25 protein-coding genes are annotated in these 20,081 nt (G+C 68.0%); 9 read left to right on the top strand and 16 right to left on the bottom strand.

Annotation, left to right across the window (positions count from 1 at the left end; genetic code table 11):
* The first annotated feature begins 31 nt into the window (after positions 1 to 31).
* The 4 genes from ABD116_RS32760 (at position 32) to ABD116_RS32745 (ending at position 3,349) form a co-directional block, all read left to right on the top strand.
* On the top strand, positions 32 to 190 hold the full coding sequence (locus ABD116_RS32760) for a hypothetical protein (RefSeq protein ID WP_343979299.1): 159 nt from the start codon (positions 32 to 34) through the stop codon (positions 188 to 190).
* 307 nt (positions 191 to 497) lie between these two features.
* Positions 498 to 1,628 (top strand): phosphotransferase enzyme family protein, encoded by a 1,131-nt coding sequence (locus ABD116_RS32755; RefSeq protein WP_343979296.1) that lies wholly within the window; start codon positions 498 to 500, stop codon positions 1,626 to 1,628.
* A 165-nt stretch (positions 1,629 to 1,793) separates the two neighbouring features.
* Positions 1,794 to 2,120 (top strand): YciI family protein, encoded by a 327-nt coding sequence (locus ABD116_RS32750; RefSeq protein ID WP_343979293.1) that lies wholly within the window; start codon positions 1,794 to 1,796, stop codon positions 2,118 to 2,120.
* The gene (locus tag ABD116_RS32745; protein ID WP_343979290.1) at positions 2,117 to 3,349 is read left to right on the top strand and encodes an RNA polymerase sigma factor; all 1,233 of its coding nucleotides are present in this window, start codon (positions 2,117 to 2,119) and stop codon (positions 3,347 to 3,349) included. Before ABD116_RS32750 ends, ABD116_RS32745 begins: the two co-directional genes overlap by 4 nt.
* A 24-nt stretch (positions 3,350 to 3,373) precedes the next feature.
* Here ABD116_RS32745 and ABD116_RS32740 read toward each other — a convergent pair whose 3' ends face one another.
* The 4 genes from ABD116_RS32740 to ABD116_RS32725 form a co-directional block, all read right to left on the bottom strand.
* Positions 3,374 to 4,081 carry a VOC family protein gene (locus tag ABD116_RS32740; protein ID WP_343979286.1) on the bottom strand — a complete coding sequence of 236 codons (708 nt, stop codon included), beginning with the start codon at positions 4,079 to 4,081 and terminating at the stop codon, positions 3,374 to 3,376.
* Between the two features lie 69 nt (positions 4,082 to 4,150).
* Entirely contained in the window at positions 4,151 to 4,978 is an 828-nt protein-coding gene (locus ABD116_RS32735; protein WP_343979283.1) for a phosphotransferase, read from the bottom strand.
* Positions 4,975 to 5,502, bottom strand: coding sequence for a GNAT family N-acetyltransferase (locus ABD116_RS32730; RefSeq protein ID WP_343979280.1), 528 nt, complete (start codon positions 5,500 to 5,502; stop codon positions 4,975 to 4,977). The genes ABD116_RS32735 and ABD116_RS32730 overlap by 4 nt, the downstream gene beginning before the upstream one ends.
* Positions 5,480 to 6,046 (bottom strand): cysteine hydrolase family protein, encoded by a 567-nt coding sequence (locus ABD116_RS32725; protein ID WP_343979277.1) that lies wholly within the window; start codon positions 6,044 to 6,046, stop codon positions 5,480 to 5,482. Before ABD116_RS32725 ends, ABD116_RS32730 begins: the two co-directional genes overlap by 23 nt.
* Before the next feature lie 114 nt (positions 6,047 to 6,160).
* On the opposite strand from ABD116_RS32725, the gene ABD116_RS32720 reads away from it, so the two are divergent.
* Positions 6,161 to 7,111: a helix-turn-helix transcriptional regulator gene (locus ABD116_RS32720; protein WP_343979274.1), complete on the top strand. Its 951-nt coding sequence runs from the start codon at positions 6,161 to 6,163 to the stop codon at positions 7,109 to 7,111.
* Here ABD116_RS32720 and ABD116_RS32715 read toward each other — a convergent pair.
* On the bottom strand, positions 7,093 to 7,563 hold the full coding sequence (locus ABD116_RS32715) for a GNAT family N-acetyltransferase (RefSeq protein WP_343979270.1): 471 nt from the start codon (positions 7,561 to 7,563) through the stop codon (positions 7,093 to 7,095). The genes ABD116_RS32720 and ABD116_RS32715 overlap by 19 nt on opposite strands.
* Before the next feature lie 80 nt (positions 7,564 to 7,643).
* A complete protein-coding gene (locus tag ABD116_RS32710) occupies positions 7,644 to 8,054 on the bottom strand; it encodes a hypothetical protein (RefSeq protein ID WP_343979266.1) in 411 nt (136 codons plus the stop codon).
* 15 nt (positions 8,055 to 8,069) lie between these two features.
* Here ABD116_RS32710 and ABD116_RS32705 point away from each other — a divergent pair, with 15 nt between their 5' ends.
* Positions 8,070 to 8,594: an LppU/SCO3897 family protein gene (locus tag ABD116_RS32705; RefSeq protein ID WP_343979264.1), complete on the top strand. Its 525-nt coding sequence runs from the start codon at positions 8,070 to 8,072 to the stop codon at positions 8,592 to 8,594.
* Positions 8,595 to 8,634: 40 nt separating this feature from the next.
* Here ABD116_RS32705 and ABD116_RS32700 read toward each other — a convergent pair whose 3' ends face one another.
* Positions 8,635 to 9,072 carry a nucleoside deaminase gene (locus ABD116_RS32700; RefSeq protein ID WP_343979262.1) on the bottom strand — a complete coding sequence of 146 codons (438 nt, stop codon included), beginning with the start codon at positions 9,070 to 9,072 and terminating at the stop codon, positions 8,635 to 8,637.
* Positions 9,069 to 9,917: an LLM class flavin-dependent oxidoreductase gene (locus ABD116_RS32695; protein ID WP_343979259.1), complete on the bottom strand. Its 849-nt coding sequence runs from the start codon at positions 9,915 to 9,917 to the stop codon at positions 9,069 to 9,071. The genes ABD116_RS32700 and ABD116_RS32695 overlap by 4 nt, the downstream gene beginning before the upstream one ends.
* A gap of 93 nt (positions 9,918 to 10,010) precedes the next feature.
* Here ABD116_RS32695 and ABD116_RS32690 point away from each other — a divergent pair, with 93 nt between their 5' ends.
* Positions 10,011 to 10,469 carry an Lrp/AsnC family transcriptional regulator gene (locus ABD116_RS32690; protein ID WP_343979256.1) on the top strand — a complete coding sequence of 153 codons (459 nt, stop codon included), beginning with the start codon at positions 10,011 to 10,013 and terminating at the stop codon, positions 10,467 to 10,469.
* Positions 10,470 to 10,476: 7 nt separating this feature from the next.
* On the opposite strand, the gene ABD116_RS32685 is transcribed toward ABD116_RS32690, so the two are convergent.
* Genes ABD116_RS32685 through ABD116_RS32675 form a run of 3 tightly spaced genes read right to left on the bottom strand, consistent with a single transcriptional unit; the run spans position 10,477 to position 13,496 of the window.
* Entirely contained in the window at positions 10,477 to 10,905 is a 429-nt protein-coding gene (locus ABD116_RS32685) for an OsmC family protein (protein ID WP_343979253.1), read from the bottom strand.
* 30 nt (positions 10,906 to 10,935) lie between these two features.
* The gene (locus tag ABD116_RS32680) at positions 10,936 to 11,589 is read right to left on the bottom strand and encodes an SDR family oxidoreductase (protein WP_343979250.1); all 654 of its coding nucleotides are present in this window, start codon (positions 11,587 to 11,589) and stop codon (positions 10,936 to 10,938) included.
* 26 nt (positions 11,590 to 11,615) lie between these two features.
* Positions 11,616 to 13,496 carry a propionyl-CoA synthetase gene (locus ABD116_RS32675; RefSeq protein ID WP_343979248.1) on the bottom strand — a complete coding sequence of 627 codons (1,881 nt, stop codon included), beginning with the start codon at positions 13,494 to 13,496 and terminating at the stop codon, positions 11,616 to 11,618.
* A 70-nt stretch (positions 13,497 to 13,566) separates the two neighbouring features.
* Between ABD116_RS32675 and ABD116_RS32670 the strand changes: the two genes are divergently transcribed.
* Positions 13,567 to 14,487 carry a threonine/serine dehydratase gene (locus ABD116_RS32670; RefSeq protein WP_343979245.1) on the top strand — a complete coding sequence of 307 codons (921 nt, stop codon included), beginning with the start codon at positions 13,567 to 13,569 and terminating at the stop codon, positions 14,485 to 14,487.
* On the opposite strand, the gene ABD116_RS32665 is transcribed toward ABD116_RS32670, so the two are convergent.
* Together ABD116_RS32665 and ABD116_RS32660 are read right to left on the bottom strand one after the other, a co-directional pair.
* Positions 14,473 to 14,913 carry a GNAT family N-acetyltransferase gene (locus ABD116_RS32665; RefSeq protein WP_343979242.1) on the bottom strand — a complete coding sequence of 147 codons (441 nt, stop codon included), beginning with the start codon at positions 14,911 to 14,913 and terminating at the stop codon, positions 14,473 to 14,475. The genes ABD116_RS32670 and ABD116_RS32665 overlap by 15 nt on opposite strands.
* Before the next feature lie 68 nt (positions 14,914 to 14,981).
* Positions 14,982 to 15,605 (bottom strand): rhomboid family intramembrane serine protease, encoded by a 624-nt coding sequence (locus tag ABD116_RS32660; RefSeq protein ID WP_343979239.1) that lies wholly within the window; start codon positions 15,603 to 15,605, stop codon positions 14,982 to 14,984.
* 250 nt (positions 15,606 to 15,855) lie between these two features.
* On the opposite strand from ABD116_RS32660, the gene ABD116_RS32655 reads away from it, so the two are divergent.
* On the top strand, positions 15,856 to 17,067 hold the full coding sequence (locus ABD116_RS32655; RefSeq protein ID WP_343979236.1) for a Cmx/CmrA family chloramphenicol efflux MFS transporter: 1,212 nt from the start codon (positions 15,856 to 15,858) through the stop codon (positions 17,065 to 17,067).
* On the opposite strand, the gene ABD116_RS32650 is transcribed toward ABD116_RS32655, so the two are convergent.
* From ABD116_RS32650 to ABD116_RS32640, 3 genes are all read right to left on the bottom strand, one after another.
* Positions 17,064 to 18,476, bottom strand: coding sequence for an APC family permease (locus ABD116_RS32650; RefSeq protein WP_343979233.1), 1,413 nt, complete (start codon positions 18,474 to 18,476; stop codon positions 17,064 to 17,066). The two genes, ABD116_RS32655 and ABD116_RS32650, sit on opposite strands and share 4 nt — an antisense overlap.
* A 61-nt stretch (positions 18,477 to 18,537) precedes the next feature.
* Positions 18,538 to 19,167, bottom strand: a complete 630-nt coding sequence (locus tag ABD116_RS32645) for an HNH endonuclease family protein (RefSeq protein ID WP_343979230.1) — start codon at positions 19,165 to 19,167, stop codon at positions 18,538 to 18,540.
* 118 nt (positions 19,168 to 19,285) lie between these two features.
* Positions 19,286 to 20,081 (bottom strand): YaaA family protein (locus ABD116_RS32640; protein ID WP_343979227.1); only part of this gene is annotated, 796 nt, incomplete at its 5' end.

Genomic DNA, 20,081 nt, shown 5'->3' with positions numbered 1-20,081 from the left:
GCTGAAACCTGCTGCATAATGGTGATTATGCATGACGGAACCGGCGCCGGCCGCCGGGCTGTCTTCGGGGGATAAATGCATCGACTTCGATGGTCATCGTCATTTCGACACCCGGCGCCGGATCCCGAGCTCCACCAGACGGCTCGGCTACGACGAACCTGGCGACGGTTCCCACAGCAGGACGCTCTGAGAGCCGCTGACAGAACTCGTCGTACGGGCGGCGAGCTGATCATCAGCGTCGAAGACAGCTCCTGGCCGCTCTCCTGAGCCTTCTCCCTGAATGTCCGATAACTGACATTATGTCAACTAGTACGGAATCGGCCCCTCTCCTAGGATGAGGTTCTGGCGTCGGCCGACGCCCAGCCTCTGTAGATCTGCCCCAGCCGGGTCTTCGAGATGGCGAAGGGGAATCCGCCCTCAAGGCCAACCGTTGGTGTCCAGGCCTGGATCGAATGTCACGTCGCTGGGGGGGCGAAGACATGTCGAGGAGGCTTGTCATGACCAAGCAAGGAAGCTTCAAACGCGCCGTCCGCGACCGCGCCCGCCAGACCGGTCAGCGGTATACGCAAGCACTGGCTGATCTGGAGCAGATCAATCGATCGCCGTTCGCCCGGACCCGCCCGTTCGAGCACGCCGACCTCAAGAACCATCTCGAGACGCGGTACGGCATCCAGATCAGCTCGCTGGCGCCCATCGACGACGACCCGGCCACCAGGCCCAACGGCTCGTGGCCCGGCCACTACCCGTCGACCTTGTTTGTCCGTCGGGAGGACGGTCCGCCATGGATCGCCCGCGTGTTCTCGTCGCCGGCCGATCAGCTCGCTCGGGTCGAAGGCGACGCAGAGATCCTGCGCTTCCTGGCTGCGCACGACTTCCCCGCTGAACGGATCGCTCACGCTGATCCGGTCTCTGTGTTCGAGGACAGCGGCGTGATCGTGACCCAGTTCATCGAAGGCGGGCGCCCGGGCGGCGAGCACGGCAACAGCGAACACGCCGAGATCGCCCAGGAACTGGGCAGTCTGCTCGGCCGACTGCACGCACTCCCCCGGGCCGACGGCGCGATCGCCAGAGACGGCGGTGCCGAGGAAGCCGACGGCGGCTTCTACGTGGGTCGACCGAAACAGGATCTGGCCGCGGCGATGAGCTTTCTCGTGGCTGTCGAGGGCAAAGTGAGCGCGGCCGGCCGGGAGAAGTTCGACTGGCTGCGCGATCAGATCGAGAACGCCGACGACGCCGAAGGACTGCCCGAGGCGCTCACTCACAGTAACTATCATCTCTGGGCCGCCGTCGGCCATCCCGGCGATCTCGCGATCGTAGGCTGGGCCGGCTCCGGGCGAGGACCGCGACTCCCTGCACTCGCCTGGCTCATCCGAACCACCGCTGAAGGCAACCCGGACAACATCGACGCCGTCGTGCGCGGCTACCGCGAGCACGTCCAGCTCACCGACGACGAACTCCAGCGACTCCCCCGGATCCTGACCATGCGACCGCTGTGGCTGGCTTGCCTCGACTACCGAATGACCGTCAACAACGGTGGCACGCCAACCCTCGACGAAGGTTGGCTGCACCCAGGAAGTATCGAACACGCCGAACAACTGGCAGCCCGCGCCGTCACAGCCTTGAGCTGATCACCCCACAGCTATCCCTCTCCTAGGACAGGGAAGGTCGGCCCTTCTTTCTGGAAAGATCTTTGGGGAAGTTCTGAGCCGGTGTCGGATACGGATTCGGGAGTTCGTTGCAGGGGTGAGCGGCTGCCCGGCAGGGACGCCTGGAACCACAGGAGATGAGTTGAGATGCAGTATCTGGTTTCTGTGATCGCCGACGAGGCCACCCACGCCGGTACGCCGGAGGAGCGGGCGGCGATCAGCGTGTTCAACGAGCGGATCATCGCCGACGGCAACTGGGTCTTCGCGGGTGGACTCGCCGGACCGAGCTCGGCGACGGTGATCGACAACCGCGGTGCCGAGGCGGTGTTCACCGACGGGCCGTTCGTGGAGTCGAAGGAGTTCCTCGCCGGGTTCTGGGTGATGGAGGCGGCCGATCTCGACGAGGCGCTCAAGCTGGCCGCCGAGGGGTCGAAGGTCTGCAACCGTCGCGTCGAGGTGCGGCCGTTCCTGTGACCGAGGTCGAGGCGGCGATCACCCGGGTCCACCACGAGGAGTGGGCGCGGGTGGTTGCCTCCCTGGCCAGACGGTTCGGTGATCTCGACATCGCCGAGGAGGCGGCGGCCGAGGCGTTCGCGGTCGCGGTCGAGAAGTGGCCGGTGGACGGCGTACCGCCGAATCCCGGCGCCTGGCTGACGACCACTGCCAATCGCAAGGCGATCGACCGGATCCGCCGGGAGAGCAAGCGCGACGACAAGCACAAGGAGGCTCAGATGTTGTCCGACGACGAACCGCCCGAGTCCCTTGGCGCGATCGACGACGAGCGGCTCCGGCTGATCTTCACGTGTTGCCACCCGGCGCTCGCGATGGAGACCCGGATGGCGCTGACGCTGCGGATGGTCGGTGGGCTGACCGTGCCGGAGATCGCCCGGGCGTTCCTGGTGCAGGAGACCGCGATGGGTCAGCGGATCACTCGCGCGAAGGCGAAGATCAAGGCGGCGCGGATCCCCTATCGGGTGCCGGCCGCGGAGGATCTGCCGGCCCGGGTGTCCGGCGTACTGGCTGTGTTGTTCCTGGTTTTCAACGAGGGGTATCTGGCGACCGGACCGGATACGGATCCTGTACGTCACGAGCTGACCGCTGAGGCGATCCGGCTCACGCGGCTGATCCGGGCGCTGATGCCGGACGACGGTGAGGTGGCCGGGCTGTTGGCGCTGATGCTGCTGACCGAGGCGCGTAGCGCTGCTCGGGTGTCCGCGACTGGGGAGTTGGTCACGCTCGTTGAACAGGATCGCGGAGCTTGGGACGTGGCGATGATCGGCGAGGGGCATCAGTTGGTACGCGAGCGGCTGGCCGCTGGGGTGGCGCCGGGGCGGTATCAGATCCTGGCGGCGATCAACGCTGTGCATACGTCGGCTCGGGCGGTCGGTGATACGGATTGGTCGCAGGTGGTTGCCTTGTACGACCAGTTGATACGCCTCGATTCGTCGGCGATCGTCGCGCTGAACCGGGCGATCGCGGTCGCCGAGCTGGATGGTCCGGAGGTGGCGTTGGCGGCGGTGGATCGTCTCGAGGAGAAGTTGGCGGGATATCACGCCTACCACGCGACTCGGGCTGACTTCTTGCGGCGGTTGGGGCGGAGTCAGGAGTCGCGGGCGGCGTACGACAAGGCCATCGAGCTGGCCGGCAACACCGCCGAGACCGCGTACCTGATCCGCCGCCGCGACCAACTCGGCCGAGCCTGACGGCTGGACGCGGCTTCGATCAGTTCACCGCAGGACGCTGAACTCGTTGCCGTCGGGGTCGGTCAGCTCGATCGAGCCGTCCTCCCCCGGGCCGGTTTCGCTGAGCTTCGCACCGAGGGACACCAGCCGATCGACCTCGGCCTGCTGATCGCCGCCGACGCCCGGGGTGAGGTCCAGGCGCAGCCGGTTCTTCCCGGTCTTCGGGCGTACCGGTGGCCCACCCCAGCTGATCTTCGAGCCGCCTTCGGGTGACTGGATCGCTGTCTCCTCGTCCTGATCCCACACCAGCGGCCACCCGAGTGCCTCACTCCAGAAGTACCCGACCGCCTGGCTCCCGTCTGACGACAGCGCACCGATCACTGCGGTGTCGGCGAGGAAGTTGTTGCCAGGCTCGATCACGCAGAACTCGTTGCCCTCAGGATCGGCCAGCACGACATGACCGTCATCCGGCGTCTGCCCGATATCGATGTGCCGGCCACCCAGCTCCAGCGCCTTCGCCACCTTCTGCTGCTGGCCCTCGAGCGACTCACTCGTCAGATCGAAATGCATCTGGTTGGGCGCCGTCTTCGCCTCGCCGGTCGGCAGGAACCGAATCGCGAACTCGGTCTTCGCACCCGCCAGCAAGGTGACGCCGTCCGCGGCCACCTCACGGCCAAGCACGCCGGCCCAGAACCGGGTGAGCCGGACGGGATCATTCGCATCGAACTCGAGCCCAACCAACCGAGACGTCATACCCACGACGCTAGGTGCTCCAGCAGTCACCGGGCAACACGATTAGATGAGGACCCCTCCCTTGTCGGGTCAGGAGTCGAGGACTTCGGTGAGCATGCGGAGGCCTTGTTGTTCGTAGGGGGCGGCGCCTACCTGGTGGGCCCAGGCTGTGGTGCCGATGGCTTCGCGGACTCGTTGGCGGTGCCAGGAGTCGGGGTCGCGAGGGTCAGGGCCGTAGCCGGACAGGAAGGCTTGTTCCAAGGGTGGGTTGGTGCGGAACTGCTGGGCGGCTAGGCGGCCGAAGTCTGTGTACGCCGGGCGGAGGGCGGCTCGGCCGAAGTCGATCACGCTGACTGTGCCGTCGTGGATCAGCCAGTTGCGGGGTTGCCAGTCGCCGTGGGTCGGGACCAGCTCGGTGGTTGGGGCCGGCCAGGAGGTGATGAGGGTGCGGAGTCGGTCGACGACGTCGGGTGCGATGCGGTGCGGTCTGGAAAGCCAGGCGAGTGCCTTCTCGTTTTCGCCTGCTTCGAAGTCGTCGGTGACGGCGGATTGGCCGTGGAGTTGGGCTAGTAGTTCACCGGCTTGGCGGTAGGTCTCCGGGTTGTGTTCGTGGTCGGTGCCTTCGACCAGGTGTCCTGGCAGGTAGCGGGTCACGAGCAACTTGGCCTGCTCGTCGCTGTGGACGAGTTCCGGTGCGCGGTTGTGCGCTGTCCACGGCTTCAGCCAGGTTCGGTGTGCCTCGATCTCGGTGGCGATGTTGCCGTCGGCGGCGTCGCCGGCCTTGGCGATGTACCGATCGCCGTCCTGCAGCAACTCCAGGACGGTCGTGCCGACCAGGCCCCAACTGAGGTCCTTGACCACCTCGGCCCGGGGCAACCACTCGGCCAGAAGGTCACGCTGCCGTTGATCCAAGGTCATGCGGCAAGTCTGCCCATCACTTGAACTCCTGGGCGGAGCACCCCGAGCTTCCACCAGCCCGCGGACGTGTAGAGCTGGACAGCGGGGTCGTCTGCAGAGTCGCTGGTGCTGAGCAGGCAGCGGGTGGTGACGGATTCGAGCAGCTTGTCGTGGAGGGCGCGGCCGAGACCTCTGCCGCGGTAGGCAGGCAGGACCGCAAGCTCGACCAGTTCGAAGTGTCCGCCGACCCATTCGTCGGTGATGACGGCCGGCAGTGCTTGGCAGACCAGGTCGCTCCAGTACTGGCCTCGCTGACCCGTGTATCCCCAACCGAACCCGACAACACCCGAGCCGTCGACAGCTGAGTCATCGGCGAGCGAGTCATCGACCGCTGTCACGAGGCGGTAGCCGTCGCGGGCGGCATGGTGGTCGTACAGGTCGGTGCGCCACTGATCGAAGGTGTCGAAGTCGCCGAAGACCTCCTGGTAGATCGGCCAGATCTCGTCGGCCAGTCCTGAAGCGTCAGTGTGAAGGTGAATCTCCAAGGCTTACCTCTGCGGTGGTGGCGGTGCCGGCGGTTCGGCCGGGAGCTTGGTGGTTGGACCAGTAGAGGTTGGTGTGGGAGATGACCTTGTCGGGAGTCGGCGCGCCCCACTCGGAGAGGTCTTCGGTGGTGTGGGCGTCGCTGACCAGGAGGGTGTCGTAGCCGCGGACGACCGCGCCGTGCAGGGTCGAGCGGATGCACTCGTCGGTCTGGGCACCGGCGATGACCAGGCGGCCGATCTTGCGGTCGGCGAGGACGGACTCGAGGTCGGTGTCCTCGAAGGAGTCGGGGTAGCGCTTGTGGACGACGGGCTCGGACTCCCCCAGCTTCAGCTCCGGGACGTACTGCCAGCCGTCGCTGTCGATCGGCATGTGCTCGCTGGAGTGCTGCACCCAGATCACCGGTACGTCGTCGGCGCGTGCCTGGTCGACCAGGGTGGCGATGTTCGCGACCACGGCGTCCCGGTCGTGGGCACCCTCCATCACGCCGTTCTGCACGTCGATCACGATCAGCGCGGACTCCGTCCGGCCCTCCAGCGTCGTCATCACGATCCCCTTCCACCCACTCGCCGACTGTTGGGGCCCATGCTAGGAACGGCCGCCGACAAAACCCGGCGAAAGTAGTCACCGGGTGAGCAGTTTGTTTGGGAGGATCGGTCCATGCGGGCTGATCGGTTGGTGGCGACGCTGTTGCTGATGCAGGCGCGCGGTCGGGTGACCGCGGCCGAGCTGGCCGAGGAGCTGGAGATCTCGGTGGCCACGGCGCGACGGGATCTCGAGGCGTTGTCAACCGCGGGGATCCCGGTTTATCCACAGCCCGGGCGCAACGGTGGATGGTCGTTGCTGGGCGGGGCGCGGACCGATCTCAGTGGGCTCAATGCGACCGAGGCGCAGGCGTTGTTCCTGCTCGTCGGGCCGGCTGCGTCGGTTGCTCCGGAGGCGAAGGCCGCGCTGCGGAAGTTGGTGCGGGCGCTGCCCGACACATTCCGCGCGGATGCTGAGGCGGCCGCCGAGGCGGTGGTGATCGACCCGGCGCGCTGGGGTGAGCACGTCAAGGAACGGCCCGAGCTGGTCCGCCGGTTGCAGGACGCCGTCGTCCGGAGGGTCAAGGTCAGACTCCGGTACGCCGGACGCGGCCGCGCCGAGTCGGAACGGCTGGTCGACCCACTCGGGCTGATCGACAAGGACGACATCTGGTACCTGATCGCGGGGACCGAGAAGGGGCAGCGCACCTTTCGGGTCGAGCGGATCACGGAGGCGGAGCTCACCGGCGTACCGGCTGAGCGGCCGGACGACTTCGATCTGTCCGAGGCGTGGAGCCGGGTGGTGGAGGAAATGGAGCAGCAGCGGTCGTTGCTGGCGGCGACGTTGCTGATCGAGGAGCGCTACCTGTGGGTGATGCAGGATCGGCACGGCCGGCATGTCGAGGTGGTCGGTCCGGTCGACGACGGGCGGATCAAGCTGCGGCTGACCGCGCCCACTCCCCTGATGATCGCGCAGCATCTGGCCGGCTGGGGCGCGATGATCGAGGTGCTGGATCCGCCGTCGGTGCAGGCTGAGCTGGCGCGGCTCGGCAAGGAGCTGGCGGCTCGCTACAGCGGAATGGAGTAGATGATGAAGCCGCGGTTCTCGGCGACCTGGTCGTAGAGACGGCGGGCGGTCGCGTTGGACTCGTGGGTCGACCAGTAGACGCGGCCGCAGTTCTGGGTGCGGGCCCAGTCGGTGACGGTGTCGATCAATGCGCGTCCGACGCCGCGGCCGCGGGCTGCCGGAGCGGTGAAAAGGTCTTGCAGGTAACAGGAATCGGCCGCCGTGGTGCTCGCGTGGGTGAGGAAGTGGACGATGCCGACCAGCTCGCCGTCGATTCTGGCGGCCAGCGCGTGCATTCGGGTACCGGTGGTGAATTCCGCCCAGGAATGGTCGAAGAATTCGGCCGGCATGGTGCGTCCGTAGAATTCGTTGTAGCCGGCGAAGAGCTCCTCCCAGGTCTTGCGGTCGGCCGGCTCGAGCGGGCCGATGGTGAGGCCGGCGGGCTTTTCGGGGGCTGTGGGTGGCTCGGTCACCAGGTCACCGTTTCATACCGGAGGGTTCTGGTGAACCAGGCCGGTGAGTAGGGTGCGGTGTCGGTTTTTCCCGAATCGAGTTAACAGGAAACTTTGTGACCACTACGCCGCCGCCCGGCCAGCAGTACCCTCCACACCCGCAGCAACCGGGCCAGCCTCCTCAGCAGTTCCCCCAGTACGGCCCGCCCCAGGGACAGCCGCAAGGACAGCCCCAGTTCCCGCCACCGCAGCAGCCTCACTACGGGCAGCCGGAGCAGGGTGCGCCGCAATACGCGCAGCCGGGTCAGGGTGCTCCGCAGTACGGCCAGCCGGGGCCGGGTGGTCCGCAGCCGCAGTACGGGCAGCAGAACTACGCGCCGCCGCAGCAGCCCCAGCAGCAGCCGGGGCAGTTCCCGCAGGGGCAGCAGTTCGCTCAGGGGCAGCCGGGACAGACGTTGCAGTGCCGGTTCTGTGGTGGGGTGCCGGCTGTTGAGGCTACTGTGCGGGGGCATCAAGGGTTCTTGGTGATGATGCGGTTGCTGAAGTTGCAGGGGCCGTTCTGCAAGACCTGTGGCACCGCGGCGACCCGTGACATGACCGCGAAGAGCATGTGGCAGGGCTGGTGGGGTGTCGGGTCGATGATCATCAACCCGATCACGATGCTGAGGAACCTCGCTACCTCCTCGAAGTTCAAGAACCTGCCCGAGCCCGCCCCGGGTGCGCCCGGCCGTCCGATGGAGCCGGGCAAGCCGCTGTTCCAGCGCCCGGCCGTGATCGGCCTGCTGATCCCGATCGCCGTCATCGCGCTGATCGTCGTCGCCAACCTGAACAAGGACCCCGAGGCCACGATCGGCTCCTGCGTCTACAACAAGGGCACCGCCGACAAGCCGAACGTGAAGGTCGTCGACTGCTCGTCCAGCGACGCCGACTACAAGGTGATCGGCCGGCTCGACAACACCGTGGACGGCGACAAGTGCGCCAAGTTCCAGGACTCGACCGTGTCGTACACGGACCGGAAGGCGAAGTTCACCCTCTGCCTGACCCCCAACTAGTACTGCGCTCTGCCCAGCCCACCGGCTGGGCAGAGCCAGCTCAGTTGTAGTACCCGTCTACAGGCGCCCGCGCCTCGTCGTACAGGGCGGGACCCTCCTGCGGAACCGCAGCGAAGCCGCCGCCAGGCTTGAGCCCGTTGAGCTGCTCACCGGACAGCGCATAGACGACACGGCCCAGCCCGGAGCGCTCGATGGCGCCCGTGCACATCCCGCACGGCTGGCAGCTCGTGTACATCGTGGTGCCGGCGGCCGCGTCGGCGTCCAGCTCCCGCGCGGCCCACTTGGCGAGTTTGAGCTCCGGGTGGGCGCTGATGTCGTTGTCGGTGATGCTGGTGTTGTGGTCCTCGGCGATCACCGTCCCGTCGGGACCGACCAGCAGTGAGCCGAACGGCGGGTTCCCGGACTCCCGGGCCGCCGCGGCCAGGGCGATCGCACGGCGCAGGAAGTCTTCCTTGGCTGACGCTGTTGCTGAGGTCACTGTTGCTCCACTCCATCCAGGGACGCCGCGACGGTCGCGAGGTCCTTCCAGGCGTTCTGCGGCCGCTCGGTCTCGGCCGGATCGCCGCCGAACGGGTCCAGTACTACCTCCGTAGCCCCGAGCTGCCGGAGCTCCTCGAGATCGCCCAGCACCTGCTCGAGCGACCCCTCCCCCGCTACCCGCTCGCCCTCGGGCAACGGCTCAGCAGTGAGCCGAAGAACGATCCGCGGCGCGAAGCCCGGCACCGGTCGGCCTTCCTCGACAGCCAGTTCCTTCAGCCGGTCGAGTCCGGCCCGCATCCAGTCGACGCGTTGGCGCAGCGGATGCCACGCGTCTCCGAGCCGTACTGCGCGGCGCAGGCCGGCGTCGCTTCCACCGCCGACCCAGATCGGGATGTCACCGGCACGGTAGTCCGACTCGTTGGACCAGGCCGCGCGGACCTCGCGGATCAGCTCGTCGGTGAGCTTGCCGCGACGGCTGAAGTCGACGCCGAGCGCCTCGAACTCCTGTCGCGCCCATCCCACCCCGATCCCGAGCACCAGTCGCCCGCCGCTCAATGAGTTGAGGTTGGCCGCCATCCGGGCGACCAGCAGCGGGTGCCGGTACGGCGCGATCAGTACCGTCGTACCGAGCCCGATCGAGGTGAATCCCGCTAACCAGCTCAGCGTGGTGAAGGGCTCGTAGAAGGGCGCCGGGTACTGCGCCGCGACGTCGGGCGTGACCACGACATGGTCGGAGACCAGCAGCCGGTCGTAGCCGAGGCCCTCGACCGTCTGGGCCCAGTCGCGGAGCCGGCCGGGGTCGGCGCCGGGGCCGAAGTTGGGGACGTTCACACCGAGTTTCACCCCCTCAGGCTATCCAGCCGAAAGGCCGTCCCTGAAGAGATTCCTCGCCGAAACCCGGGTTCGCAGCCATGGATTCACCGGTAGATTGGCCCGATGACCGTGACTCTCGATCAGACCGACTGGGCCATCCTGGTCGAGGTGCAGCGCGACGGCCGGATCCCGCTGACGGAGCTGGGCCGCCGGATCAACCTCAGCGCCTCGGCGACGACCGAGCGCTTGAAGCGGCTGGAGTCGACCGGCGTCATCAGCGGCTACCGCGCGGACGTCGATCTGGCGAAGGTCGGGTTCGCCGTGCTGGCCGTCGTACGGCTGAAGTACCCCGGCAACAAGCACGAACCGCTGAGGCAACTCCTCAAGAAGCGCCCTGAGATCCTCGAATGCCTCCGTACCACCGGCGACGACTGCTACACCCTCAAGGTCGCCGCCGGCTCGATGGCCCACCTGGAAGAACTCGTCAACGAACTGACCGAGTTCGGCAGCACCACCACGAACCTCGTCTACAGCCAGACCCAGCCGTACCGGGGCCCGCAGGCCCCGCCGCCAGAGCTGTGATCCAGGGTCAGTCGAACAGGGTCGTGGTGACTGGGGTGCCCAGCTCGACCGTCCGGCTGACCGTGCAGAGGCGGTCGTGGGACATCTTCACCGCTCGCGGCAGCGCCTCACGGGCCTTGTCGCCGTCTTCGCCCTCGGGGAAGTGGATGGTGAACTCGACCGCCAGGTTCTCGAGGCGATTGCCCTGCTCGGTGTCGCGGACCTTGTCGCCGCTGACCGTCGCGCGGAACTCGGTCGGTTCGGCGCGGCGGCTCGTCACGATGTCGACGTCGATCGCCGAGCAGGTGCCGATCGCGGCCAGCAGCAGCTCGACCGGGGTGAAGTCTGTGTCGGCGCCGGAGCCGACGGAGATACTCCCGCCCCGCACGTTGCGGACCTCGTACTTGCTGTTGGCAGTGCGCTCGAACTGCACGTACCGGTGGTTGTCGTCGCCCATATCAATCGCAATCTGTTGCTGTCAGCAACGTCAAAGAGTGGCCAGTGCCTCGGCGGCAGGGGTGTCGCCGCCGATCAGTTCCAGGGTCCGGCCGATCGAGGCCGGGGTGTCGCACAGGCCGGCCAGGACGAGCGCGACGTCGTCACGGGTGACGCTGCCGCGACCGGTCTTGTCCGCGAGCAGCACCAGGCCGGTACCGGGGTCGTTGGTCAGCGAGCCGGGGCGCAGGACGGTCCAGTCCAGCCCGTCGCGGGCGCGCAGGTCGTCCTCGGCCGCCTTCTTGGCCTTCAGGTAGATCGTGAACGTGTCCTCCGGATCCAGCTGGTCGACGCGGTCGGCGCCCATCGAGCTGACCTGGATGTGGCGCCGTACGCCGGCCTGCTCGGCTGCATCGGCGAGAAGCGCGGCCGCGCCACGGTCGACGGTGTCCTTGCGGTCGTTGCCGCTGCCCGGTCCCGCGCCGGCCGAGAAGATCGCGACGTCCGCGCCCTCGAGCACCTTCGCCACCGACTCGACATCGGCGGACTCGAGGTCCAGTACCGCCGCCTCGCCGCCGGCCGCCGCGATATCGGCCTCATGCGCTGGGTTGCGCACCAGCCCGACGACCGAGTGCCCGTCCGCGGCGAGCAGCTTCGTCAGCCGCAGCGCGATCTGTCCATGTCCACCAGCTATGACGACTCGCATACCCCCGAGCGTAGTTCACACGTTTGTCAGGGCTCTTGCCGGAGGATCGGCCGGAGCGCGTCGAGCACCGTCGCGTCCTCGATCGTCGACGGGACCGGTTCGTCGCGGCCGTCGGCGATTCCGCGCATCGTCTTGCGGAGGATCTTGCCCGAGCGGGTCTTCGGCAGCGCGTCGACCACCGAGACATCGCGGAACGCGGCCACCGGGCCGATGTCGCGACGTATGGCCGCCACCAACTCCCCCTGCAGAACCTCAGGCGAGATGGTCGCGCCCGCCTTCAGGACGACCAGCCCACGCGGCAGTTGCCCTTTCAGAGCGTCGTGCACACCGATCACTGCGCACTCGGCGACGGCGGGATGCGAAGCGAGCACCGCTTCCATGCTCCCGGTCGACAGGCGATGCCCGGCCACGTTGATCACGTCGTCGGTCCGGCCCATCACGAAGACGTAGCCGTCGGCATCGACGTACCCGGAGTCGCCAGTGAGGTAGTACCCGTCGAACCGGCTCAGGTAGTTGTCGATGTAGCGCTGGTCGTCACCCCACAGCGTCGGCAACGCCCCCGGCGGCAGCGGCAGCTTGATCGCGATCGAGCCCTCCTCCCCTGCCGGCAGTCGCGACCCATCGGCATCGAGCACCTGTACATCCCAGCCGGGCAGTGGCACGGTCGCCGATCCGGGCTTCACCGGCAGTGGCTCCAGCCCGCGCGGGTTCGCGACGATGGGCCAGCCCGTCTCGGTCTGCCACCAGTGATCGACCACCGGTACGCCGAGCTTCTCGTGCGCCCAGTGGTACGTCTCCGGATCGAGCCGCTCACCGGCCAGGAAGAGCGTGCTGAACCCGTCCAGCCGGTACTTCGCCAGCTCGGCCGCCTCCGGATCGACCTTCTTGATCGCCCGCAACGCTGTCGGCGCGGTGAAGAGCGCCTTCACGCCGTGGTCGGAGATCACTCGCCAGAAGGCGCCCGGGTCCGGCGTACCGACCGGCTTGCCCTCGTAGAGGACAGTCGTGGCGCCGATGAGCAGTGGCGCGTAGACGATGTACGAATGCCCGACGACCCAGCCGACGTCGGAGGCGGTCCACCAGACGTCGCCGGGCTTGATGTCGTAGACGGCGCCCATCGTCCAGGCGAGCGCGACGGCGTGCCCGCCGTTGTCGCGGACGACGCCCTTCGGTTTCCCGGTCGTACCGGACGTGTAGAGCACGTACAGCGGGTCGGTCGCCGCGACCGGCACCGGATCGGCCGGGGTGGCGTTCGCGACCGCGTCGGACCAGGCGATGTCGCCTTCGCCGAGCCGGCCGGGCAGGAACTCGCGTTGCAGCAGGATGGTCCGGTCTGGCCGGTGCCGGGCGAGCTCGAGCGCGGCGTCGACGATCGGCTTGTACTCGACCAGCCGGGACGGCTCGATCCCGCACGAGGCGGCGACGATCACCTTCGGGCGCGCGTCGTCGATCCGGGCGGCCAGTTCCTTCGGGGCGAACCCGCCGAACACCACCGAATGGATCGCGCCGAGCCGGGCGCAGGCGAGCATCGTGATGACGGCCTCGGGGATCATCGGAAGGTACACGATGACCCGATCGCCCTTCCCGACACCCTGGTCGCGCAGCGCGCCCGCGAAGAGGGCGACCTCGTCGCGCAGTTCGGCGTAGGTATAGCTGCGCGTGTAGTCGGTGACGGGTGAGTCGTAGATCAAGGCGGTGCGGTCACCGAGCCCGGCCTCGATATGGCGATCGAGCGCGTTGTACGACGTGTTGAGCTCGCCATCGGGGAACCAGCGATAGATCGGTGCCGCCGAGTCATCCAGCGCTCGCGTGGGCGGCCGGGTCCAGGTGATCGCGCCGGCCGCCTCGAGCCAGAACCCCTCCGGGTCCGCCAGGCTGCGGCGATAGCTGTCCTCGTATGCGCCCATCGAGTCGCCTCCAACTCAGTAGAGAAGCTCGAACCACGGTAGTCCCGATCGGCGTGGCAGGGTGGGATACATGACCGTGACTCCTGCCGACATCCAGCTCGCCGCCGACCGGATCGCCGGGCGCGTCCGCCGTACGCCGGTACTGCGCGTATCCCCGACGCTGACCTTCAAGCTGGAGCTCGTCCAGCACGTCGGCTCCTTCAAGCCGCGCGGCGCGTTCAACCGGCTGCTCGTCGCGAAGGAGCAAGGCGCTCTCACCGGCCAGGGCATCGTCACCGCGTCCGGTGGCAACGCGGGCCTGGCCGGCGCGTACGCCGCTCGCGAGCTCGGCGTACCGGCTCGTATCTTCGTCCCCACCACGGCGCCGGCCGCCAAGGTCGCGCGGCTGCGGACTCTCGACGCGGATGTCGTGCAGGTCGGCAACGAGTACGCCGAGGCGTACGAAGCCGCCGTCGCCGAGGCAGGCAAGTCGGGTGCGCTGCTGTTGCATGCGTACGACCAGCCGGAGGTCGTGGCCGGTCAGGGGACGATCGGGCTGGAGTTGCTGGAGGACCTCGAAGACTTCGACACCGTGCTCGTCGCCGTCGGCGGTGGCGGGCTGATCGGAGGCATCGCGACCGCGCTCGGAGACCGCGCCCAGGTCGTCGGCATCGAGCCCGAACTGGCCCCGACCCTGGCGAAGACGCTCGACGCGGGTGAGCTGATCGACGTTGCGGTCGGTGGTGTGGCGGCCGATTCACTCGGCGCCCGCCGCTTCGGAGCCCTCGCCTTAGAGGCTGTCCAGGCGAACAAGGTCAAGTCGGTGCTGGTCACCGAGGAGTCGATCGTTGCCGCTCGCAATGAGCTCTGGCGCGAGTACCAGCTCGCCGTCGAGCACGGTGCCGCCGTCACGTACGCGGCCTTGCAGACCGGTGCCTACCAGCCGGCCGAGGGAGAGCACGTAGTAGCAGTCATCTGCGGCGCCAACACCGACCTCTCAACGATCAGTTGAGCGCAGGGTGATGAAGGGGATCGTGTCACCTGGCAGCAGGTAACGCTCGATCTCGACGAAGCCGTGGGAGAGGGCGAAGCGCAGGCCGTCCTGGTTGGACTCGAGGACGATCGTCTCCACCGAGTCGGACAGGGCCAGGGCGTGGGGCAGTTCAGCCCGGTAGAACTGGTCGCCGAAGCCTTGGCGGCGGTGGGCGGGCAATACCCGGACGATCAGGGTGGCGGCCGGGGTGTCGTCCTCTGGTGGGCGCACGGTCGCGCAGCCAACCGGTACGTCGCCGTCGTAGGCGACCGTCAGGCGCCGACGCTGCGCCCGCTCACGGATGACGTCCAGCGGGAGCGGATCCGTCGGGATGATCTCGTTGTGCACCAACTGCCAGTCCGACAGCCCTGGGCCGTCCATGACGTGCTCGATCCGGAGACTCACCGCCGCAGCCAACCGCAACCCGACTCCGACCGTCAAACCAGTTGGCTCGGGCCGGCGCCGGAGCCGGGTTAGATCACCGGGCGTTGGGTGATGGCTTTCGGGCGGTCGTCCGACAGGACCCAGGCGGCGAAGATGCCGGCCAGGCCGCCGCAGAGGTGGCCCTGCCAGGAGATGCCGTCTTGTGGCAGGAGGCTGGACAGCAGGGCGCTGCCCCAGACGACGATGACGATCACGCCGACCGCGACCTGGCCGAGGCGGCGGTTGAAGATGCCGCGGGCGATCAAATACGCCGCGTACCCGAAGACCACCCCGCTCGCGCCGATCGTGATCGTGTGCGGTGGTGAGATCAGCCAGGTGCCGAACCCGCTGAGCACCGCCACGATCGCGGTGACGTAGAACAACTGTTTCGCGCCGCTGACCGCGATCAGAGCGCCGAGCGTGACGAGCGGCAGCGTGTTCGAGATCAGGTGCCCGAACCCCAGGTGCAGGAACGGCGCGGTCAGGATGCCGAACAGTCCGTCGGGGTCGCGGGCGATGATCCCGTACTGATCGAGCCGGCCGTTCAGGGCGGTGTCGACGGTCTCACTGACCCACATCAGCCCGACGAACAGGACCAGCAGCTTGAGCCCGCTGCTGATCTTGGCGCCGTCGACGACGCCGCGGGTGCGTCGCGCTGGAGTCGGGTAGCTCATGTCTCAACTCTGCCCGATCCGGCCAAACGAAAGCGGCGTGGCGCGCGTCACGAAACAGCGGACCCGCCGGGCCGTACCGGTTGCAGGAAGCTGCAACAACTGTCCGGGGTCTGGGCGTGGCGCTGCGTGATCGGAGCGGCTCGGTCACACTGGATGCCACGGTCCCGATACTCGCCGTCACCAGCGGTGACAGCGGTGACCGTTTCTGAGCCGCCCTGCACGACCCAGAATCCGGAGGGAACACCGCGCGATGCCGATCGCTGTCTACATCCTGGGCCTGGCCATCTTCGCCCAGGGCACGTCCGAGCTGATGCTGGCCGGCCTGCTGCCGGAGCTGGCGACCGACCTCGGCGTGTCCATCCCGGATGCGGGCCTGCTGATCTCGGCGTTCGCGGTCGGCATGCTGATCGGCGCCCCGGTCCTCGCGGTCGTCACGCTGCGCTGGTCCCGGCGGACGGCGTTGCTGGTCTTCCTCGCGCTCTTCGCGCTCAGCCACGTCGCCGGCGCGCTCACCCCGAACTACGAGTTCCTGCTCGTCACCCGCGTGATCGGCGCCTTCGTGTACGCCGGGTTCTGGGCCGTCGCCGCGGTGACCGCCGTCGGGCTGGTACCGGTGACGTCGCGTGCCCGGGCGATGAGCGTCGTCACCGGCGGCCTCACGATCGCGACCATCGTCGGGCTGCCGGCCGGCACGATCATCGGCCAGCACTTCGGCTGGCGGGCCGCGTTCTGGACCGTCGCGATCATGTCGGTCTGCGCGATGGCAGGCATCCTGGCCACCATCCCGCTCGGCCGCCCCGACACCAGCCAGACCCCGCGGATCTCGACCGAGCTGCGCGCGATGGTCAACCCCCGGCTCTGGCTCTCGTACGCCACCACCGCGCTGGTCACCGCCGCGATCCTGGTGGTCTTCAGCTACCTCGCGCCCCTGCTCACCGACACGGCCGGCCTGCACCCGAGCGCCGTACCGGCCGTGCTCGCCCTGTACGGCGTTGGCTCGCTGATCGGCATCACGATCGGCGGCCGGTACTCCGATGCGCTGCCCTTCCGCACCCTGGCGGTCGGGATCACCGGACTGTGCGCGATGTCGGCCACGCTCGCGGTCTGGGCCGGCACCCCGGTGGTCGCGATCGGGTCGATCTTCCTGCTCGGCGGCTTCGGCTTCGCGGTGAACCCGGCGCTGAACGCGCGGGTGTTCAGCCTGGCCGGTGACGCGCCGACCCTGGCGACGGCGGTCAACTTCTCGTCGTTCAACGTCGGCATCACGATCGGCCCGTGGATCGGTGGGCTGGCCATCGACGCCGGTGCCGGCTACCAGGCGCTCGGCTGGCTCGCCGTCGGGCTCGGCCTGGCCGCGCTCGGCACGGTCGTCCTCGCCGCGCTGCTACCGCTCCACCCGGTCGCCCGGCCGCGTGCGGTGGACACCCCGAGGATGACCACCGCACAGAGCACCGAGGGTTAGTTCACCGGACCGCTCGGGTCGAGGTGGCTCGGGTCGAAGTCGGCCTTGCGCTTGAACACGTACTTGTTCAGCAGCCAGGTGATCGCCCACAGGCCGACGCCGACGATCATCAGGTAGCCGGCGATCTTGTAGTCGTCGCCGGCGCGGCCGGACAGCGGGCTGGCCAGATAGACGCACAGGATGAAGCCGAGCACCGGCAACGCCGTCGGCGCGTGGAAGTGCCTGTGCTCGACCCGGTCGCGACGCAGTACCAGGACGGCGACGTTGACGACTGCGAACACGCACAGCAAGAGGAACGCGGTCGTGCCGCCGAGCGCGGCCAGGTCGGCGTACCCGATCAGGAAGAACGCGAGCAGGGTGGTGAACAGGATCGCCACCCACGGCGTGCGGCGCTTGTGCAGGACGCGGCCGAGCGGGCCGGGCAGGACCTTCTCGTGGGACATGCCGTAGAGCAGGCGGCTGGCCATCAGCATGTTGATCAGCGCCGAGTTCGCCACGGCGAACATCGTGATCCAGGCGAAGATCTGGAGCGGGAATCCCGGAGCGCCGGCCTGGATCACCTTCAGCAGCGGGGTGGCGCCCTTGTTCAGCTCATCCGGAGAGACCAGCGCAACCGCAGAGATCGCGACCAGAACGTAGATCACGCCGGTGATGCTGAGCCCGATCAGCATGATCTTGGGGAAGATCCTGACCGGGTCCTTGGTCTCCTCGGCCATGTTCACCGAGTCCTCGAAGCCGACCATCGCGAAGAACGCCAGTGCCGTCGCCGCGGTGACCGCGCTGAACGGCGACTCACCCGACGGCGTGTTGAAGTCGGTCAGCCGGGAGGTGTCGCCGTCGCCGTTGGCCAGTGCCCAGGCGCCGATCGCGATCACCATCAGCAGACCGGACAGCTCGACCAGGGTCAGTACGACGTTCGCCTTGACGCTCTCGCCGACGCCGCGCAGGTTGACCAGGGCGATCAGTGCCATGAACGACAGCGCGGTGATCATCAGGATCGAGCCGTGCGAGGAGTCGATCTTGACGGCTTTGAAGAAGTTCTCCGAGAACGCCTTCGACGCGCTCGAGGCCGAGGTCAGCCCCGAGCACATCACCGCGAAGGTGAGCAGGAAGGTGAGGAAGTGGATGCCGAACGCCTTGTGCGTGTAGACCGCGGCGCCACCGGCCTTCGGGTACTTCGTGACGAGCTCGAGGTAGCTCGTCGCCGTCAGCATCGCGACGACGAACGCGCACAGGAACGGCAGCCAGACCGCGCCGCCCACCTCGCCCGCCACCTTGCCGGTCAGGGCGTACACGCCGGTGCCGAGGATGTCGCCGACCACGAACAGCAGAAGCAGTCCGGGGCCCATCACGCGTTTCAGTTCGGGACGATCCTCGGTCGCGGTGGGTGCACTAGCGGTGTCACTCATGCTGCCTCCCAGGGTCTGTCACGCTGTGGTCCCACAGGGTAGACCGGGAGTAGCCGAATAATCAGCAGGCCGCGAGCATCTGTTGCAGCGCGGTCTTCTCGGCCGACTGCAGCGACAGGCCGTAGGTGTACTTCACCCAGATCCACTCGCGGGCGTAGATGCAGTGCACCGAGGCGTTGGCCGGCTGCCAGGACGCCGGGTCACTGTCGCCCTTGGAGCGGTTGCTCGACGCCGAGACCGCGATCAGCTGCGCGATGGTCAGGTTGTTGGCGAACTCTTCGCGCTTGGCGGTGGTCCAGGTGCTCGCCCCGGACTTCCAGGCCTCGGCCAGCGGCACGATGTGGTCGATGTCGACCCCCGAGGAGGTGGTGACGTAGGTGGCGTCGTACACGCTGTACCACTTGCCGGCGGTCGGTTGGCAGTTGCTGTCGACGGTGACGCCGGTGCCGTCGCGTTTGAGCACCATCTCGCGGGTGTCGCAGGTCCCCGAGACCGTGTGCCAGTGCGGGAACTTGTCGCGGCTGTAGCCGGTCGTGCTGCCTTCCGCCTTCACCGTCAAGGAGTTCAGCTGGGTCTGTGCGGTGCTGGCGGACGGCGGGGTCGGTGGGTAGGCGAGAGCTGGTTGGGTACCGACGATCCAGGCTGTCGTCGCTGCGGCAACGCTGATCGAGCAGGCAAGTAGGCGACGCATCTTCAGGCCTCCGAGGTTGGGCGGTGACTTCTTCGGCCCCCCTGACGAACTGCGCTGCCTAACCCTTCCCCGGCCGCATGACCAGAGAAACCACCTGCGCGTTAATGCCGGATGAAAGCTAGTCGTGCTCTACGACGGTGAGAGTCCATGCAGCGCCAGTCCGGTCGAGCTCGGCGTTCCAGCGCTCGGCGATCAGCTTGTGCAGGGCCTTCGGCGTACCGGGGTCCTTGCCCGACTCCAGCAGATGGCGTGCGACCAGGCCCCGCGTGTGCTTCGCGTTGTGCGAGACGACCGAGCGGACTCCCCCGCGCTCGCGCACGACGGACACCGCCACCCACTTGGCCGCCTGCTCACCCACCGGCTTCCACGCGGCGGCGTAGGTCGACGAGCGGCAGTCGACGATCACCGAGTTCCCAGCGACCGCCTCGAGCGTCGCGGCCAGCGGGTCTCGCCACACAGTCGCCAGCGGGCCGAGCCCCGGCAGCGTCGTACCCATCGACAGCCGGTACGCCGGTACGCGGTCCGCCATCCGCAACGCACCCCACGCCGCCGACATCACCAGCAGCCGGGTGTTGGCCCGGCGCTTGGTGCCCGGCGACAGCGTCGAGTAGCCCAGCGCGTCGTACAGGACTCCCGAGTACAACTCCGAGACCGGCACCGACGGCTCGGACCGCCACCGGGTGTTCCGCTCGACCTCGCTCGCCAGCGAGGCGCCGACGTTCAGTACGCCGTACGCGTCCTCCGTCGAACTCACCTTGGCCAGGGACTCCAGCACGGTCTCGCGGACGTCGTTGAGCTCGGGGAACGACAGCGAGGGCAAGTGCACCGCGTTGCCGCGCGCGCGGCCCGACTTGCCCTCGGACGGTGGTAGCAGGATGAGCATCAGGTCAGCTCGTCCAGGGTCGCCAGGTCCT

The sequence above is a fragment of the Kribbella koreensis genome (assembly GCF_039525325.1).
In the GTDB taxonomy this organism is placed as follows: domain Bacteria; phylum Actinomycetota; class Actinomycetes; order Propionibacteriales; family Kribbellaceae; genus Kribbella; species Kribbella koreensis.
The sequence above is the reverse complement of the archived record's forward strand: the minus strand, read 5'-3'. Positions and strand labels throughout refer to the sequence as shown.